Source organism: Roseomonas sp. KE0001 (assembly GCF_016107285.1).
GTDB lineage: Bacteria > Pseudomonadota > Alphaproteobacteria > Acetobacterales > Acetobacteraceae > Pseudoroseomonas.
Map to the genome: position 1 here is coordinate 1 of NZ_RCVQ01000029.1, position 3,997 is coordinate 3,997.

Genomic DNA, 3,997 nt, shown 5'->3' on the forward strand with positions numbered 1-3,997 from the left:
ACCGCCAGATGATCGCCTCCATTGTGCGCCGCAGGTGATGATGCTGCGTCTTGCGGTGCGGGCGGCAGGCTTCGATCAGCGGCTCCAGCACTGCCCACTGCGCGTCCGTCAGCACCATCCATCTCACCTCTCCACTGCCTCCGCAGCAGATAGGTCAATGGTCAGGCGCTAACAGGGCCTAGCATTACAGTTGCGTTTTCGGATGATTTCTGAATCCATGGTGGACCATGGATCGGAGGTCATGGATGGTGGGCGCTTCGATCGAGACGACGCTGGAACTCTGGGCGTCCTCGCTGCGCGAGGTCAAAGCCCGGATCCGGCCCCTGTTCTCTCAGGAGCGGGTGGCGGCATCAGCCGGATTGTTCCTGGACGGCCTGCTGGGCGCGGAGCGGCGCAAGACGGGCTGGATGCGGGCCGAGGCGGCGGGCGATCCCGGGCCCTGGCGGCAGCAGGCCATTCTCGGCCGTGGTCGCTGGGAGGCGGATGCCCTGCGCGACATCGTCCGGGATTACGTCGTTGAGCATCTCGCGGCGGAGGATGCCGTGCTGGTCATCGATGAGACGGGCTTCCTCAAACAGGGCAAGGCGTCCTGCGGCGTAGGGCGGCAGTACACCGGCTCGGCGGGCAAGATCACCAACTGCCAGATCGGCGTGTTCGCGTCCTATGTCTCGCGTCATGGCCACGCCTTTATCGACCGTGCGCTTTACCTGCCCAAGCGTTGGACAGATGATCCGGCGCGCATGGCCGCGGCCCACGTTCCTGCGGGAACCACCTTCGCCACCAAGCCCGCCATGGCGCTCAGCATGATCGAGCGCGCCATTGGCGCGAGCGTACCCTTTGGCTGGGTCGCGGCCGATAGCGTTTATGGCGTTGGCAATGTCGAGATGGCGCTGCGCCGCGCAGGCAAGGGCTACGTGCTCGGCGTCAACGCGACAGCATCCTTCAACTCCTGGATCGGCAAGCCTGAGGTCGCAGGGACGGCCGAGGACATCGCCCAGGCACTCGATCCCGCAGCGTGGCATCGCCTGTCGGCGGGTCGAGGCACGAAGGGCGAGCGCCTGCACGACTGGGCGTACCTGGAGCTGGCGGACCTCGAAGCCGATGAGTTCCGCCCAGGAGCCAAAGGATTGTGGACGCGAGGTCTGCTGATCCGTCGCCATATCGCCGATGGCGAAATGGCCTACTTCACCACTTGGTGCCCGGCCGGAACACCGATCGAAACGCTTGTCGCGGTCGAAGGACACCGCTGGGCCATCGAGGACAGCTTCGAGACCGCCAAGAACGAACTCGGCCTGACGCACAATGAAACCCGGTCTTGGCACGGCTGGCACCGCCACGTGTCCCTGGTGATGCTGGCTTTCGCCATGATGGCGGTAATCCGCCATCACGCGAACCAGCCGACACCCCAAAAAACATCGACGGCTCGCCGCACACGCCAGACCTCGTCCGCTGGTCGATCCAAGAGATCCGCCGCATAGCCATCCGTCTGGCGCAACGGCGCATCCGGCCTGCCAGCATCATGGCCTGGTCACTCTGGCGAAGAGCACACCAAGCCGCCGCGCAGCAAGCTCATATCAGACGAAGAAAGCAACTGTAATGCTAAGCCGCCTCGGTGCCTCAGGCATCGGTTAGAACCATGAGGAGGCCGCGGCGCCGTCAGAGCATCGTAAGCGCGGTCACAGCCCCCTTCTTGCGTGAGGGTGGCGTGACTGAGAGGTAGGCCGTCGCGGAGGTGTAGCGATGGCAGGGATGCTGACTGGCGCAGGTGCTAGCACTGGTGCGGGCACTGTGGCGATGGAGAGGGTGGAGATCGTCACGCGTGGCGAACGGCGCCGAAGCTACTCGCCGGAAATGAAGGCGCGGCTGCTTATGGAGACAGCAGCGCCTGGTACACGGGTGTTGGAGGTGGCGCAGCGGCACGGGATCTCGCCCAGCCTGCTGCATCGCTGGCGCCGGGAGGCGGAGGGCCGTCCTGCCAGACGGGTGGTGAGGCAGACATCGCCCTTCGTACCGCTGCTGGTCGGCGCCTGTCCGGAGACAGCGCCGCAGAACACGGCTGATCCGGGAAGCAGCGGAATGGGCGCAGGCATTGAGGTGGTGCTGCGCAATGGCCGGGTGCTGCGGGTCTTTGGGACAGTGGATGCTGTGGCGGTGGCCCGGCTGGCGACGGCGCTGGAAGGGTGATTACGCTCCCCTCCGGGGCGCGGGTGCTGCTGGCCAGCCAGCCGGTGGATTTCCGCAAAGGGGTTCACAGCTTGGCCGCCCTGGCGGCCGAGATGCTGAGCGCCGATCCATTCTCGGGAGTGGTGCTGGTGTTCCGGGCCAAGCGTGCCGACCGGATCAAGATCGTGCTCTGGGACGGCAGTGGGCTGGTCTTGATCGCCAAGCAACTTGAGGGTGGAGCCTTCCGCTGGCCGCCCATCATTGACGGTGCGGTGCGGCTGACGCCGGTGGAGTTCGCAGCGCTGTTCGACGGCATCGACTGGACGCGGGTGCAGAGCGCGAAACGGATTCCCACGCCGAGCGTGCCTGCCTAGACTCTCGGGCATGATGGGCGCCGCGGATGACATGCCGAGCCTGCCAGAGGATCCCGCGGCGTTGCGGGCGCTGCTGCTGGCGACGCTGGAGCAGCGCGATGCCGCCCTTGCCGAGCGCGACGCGCTGGCAGCCCGGAATGAGCAGCTGCATCACCTGCTGCTGAAGCTGAAGCGGCGGCAGTTCGGGCAGAAGTCGGAGCGCCTGCCCGACGATCAACTGCTGTTCGCGTTCGAGGAGATCGAGGCCACGCTGGCGGCCAGTGAGGCCGAGGCGGGCCAGCGCTCGAAAGGCCTGAAAGAGCAGCAGGCGAAGCGCCGTCGCGGCAACCGTGGCCAGCTGCCTGCGCATCTGCCGCGCATCGAGCAGGTGCTGCTGCCTGAGCGGGAGACCTGCCCCTGCTGTGCGGGCGCCTTGGTCGAGATCGGCGCCGACAGCGCCGAGCGGCTCGACGTGCTGCCAGCCCAGTTCCGGGTGCTGGTGACCAGGCGGCCGAAGCTGGCCTGCCGCGCCTGTCCCGGCGTGGTGCTGCAGGCGCCCGCGCCAGAGCGGCTGGTGCCCGGCGGGCTGCCGACCGAGGCCACCGTCGCCCAGGTGCTGGTGGCCCGCTATGCCGACCATCTGCCGTTGTACCGCCAGGCGCAGATGCTGGTGCGGCAGGGGCTGACGCTGGGACGGGAGGTGCTGGCCGACTGGCTGGGCACTGCCGCCCAGGAGATCCGGCCGGTGGTGCGCCGTCTCCGCGAGATCCTGCTCGCCTCGCCGCGGCTGTTTGCCGACGAGACCACCCTGCCGGTGCTCGACCCCGGGCGTGGCAAGGTGAAGAAGGGGGTATGCCTGGGCCCTGGCGCGCGACGACCGGCCCTGGGGCGGCAGGGATCCCCCGGCCGTGGTGTTCCGCTACGCACCGGGCCGCGGGCAGGAGCATGCCAAGGCGCTGCTGGCGGACTACCGCGGCATTGTCCAGTGCGATGGAAATGCACTGTTCGCCAGTGGTGACGATGGTGGCGCTCGCTGGGCCGCCATTGCCTCTCTGGTGGAGACCTGCAAGCTGAATGGTGTCGATCCGCAGCGCTACTTCACGGACCTGCTGATCCGGCTTGTGAACGGCTGGCCCAACAACCGCATCGACGAACTCATGCCATGGTGCTGGGCTAAAGCCGATGATCAGCCGTCAACCGCTGCCGCATAGGGTCTCCAGGCAGCGCTTACGCTAAACCAGAATGCCTGAAAGCATTAGATGTTTAGCGATCGGGGGCCCTGTCGGTCGTGTCGTGCGCAATTGCGGCAATGCGGAGCGCCACCTGCTGTTGCCGGCCGCACACGTTGCTGTTGGCCGGCTCAAGGTTCGGCAAGATGTCGGTGTTCATAAGGTAGGAGGTCCGGCGCTGCTCCAGGGCCGCAAGGATCTGGCGGAGGTTGTGGTTGATCATGCGGAACCTCGGTAGAGCGGATTGGAAAA

The 3,997-nt window shown here is 66.6% G+C and carries 4 protein-coding genes and 2 pseudogenes; 4 read left to right on the plus strand and 2 right to left on the minus strand.

Annotated elements, in window-relative coordinates; translation table 11 throughout:
* Nucleotides 1–115: pseudogene (locus D9598_RS20715) on the minus strand (IS5/IS1182 family transposase); the annotation flags it as partial.
* 112 nt (nt 116–227) lie between these two features.
* Between D9598_RS20715 and D9598_RS20720 the strand changes: the two are divergent.
* The 4 genes and pseudogenes from D9598_RS20720 (at nt 228) to tnpC (ending at nt 3,727) form a co-directional block, all read left to right on the plus strand.
* On the plus strand, nt 228–1,478 hold the full coding sequence (locus D9598_RS20720) for an IS701 family transposase (protein ID WP_370592106.1): 1,251 nt from the start codon (nt 228–230) through the stop codon (nt 1,476–1,478).
* A 325-nt stretch (nt 1,479–1,803) separates the two neighbouring features.
* The gene (tnpA, locus tag D9598_RS20725) at nt 1,804–2,184 is read left to right on the plus strand and encodes an IS66-like element accessory protein TnpA (protein WP_198368378.1); all 381 of its coding nucleotides are present in this window, start codon (nt 1,804–1,806) and stop codon (nt 2,182–2,184) included.
* On the plus strand, nt 2,181–2,537 hold the full coding sequence (gene tnpB / locus D9598_RS20730; RefSeq protein WP_370592107.1) for an IS66 family insertion sequence element accessory protein TnpB: 357 nt from the start codon (nt 2,181–2,183) through the stop codon (nt 2,535–2,537). The genes tnpA and tnpB overlap by 4 nt, the downstream gene beginning before the upstream one ends.
* Before the next feature lie 10 nt (nt 2,538–2,547).
* A pseudogene (tnpC, locus tag D9598_RS20735) lies at nt 2,548–3,727 on the plus strand (IS66 family transposase).
* 52 nt (nt 3,728–3,779) lie between these two features.
* Here the strand turns inward: tnpC and D9598_RS20740 are convergent.
* On the minus strand, nt 3,780–3,997 hold a 218-nt coding region (locus D9598_RS20740; protein WP_232477498.1), incomplete at its 5' end, for a hypothetical protein.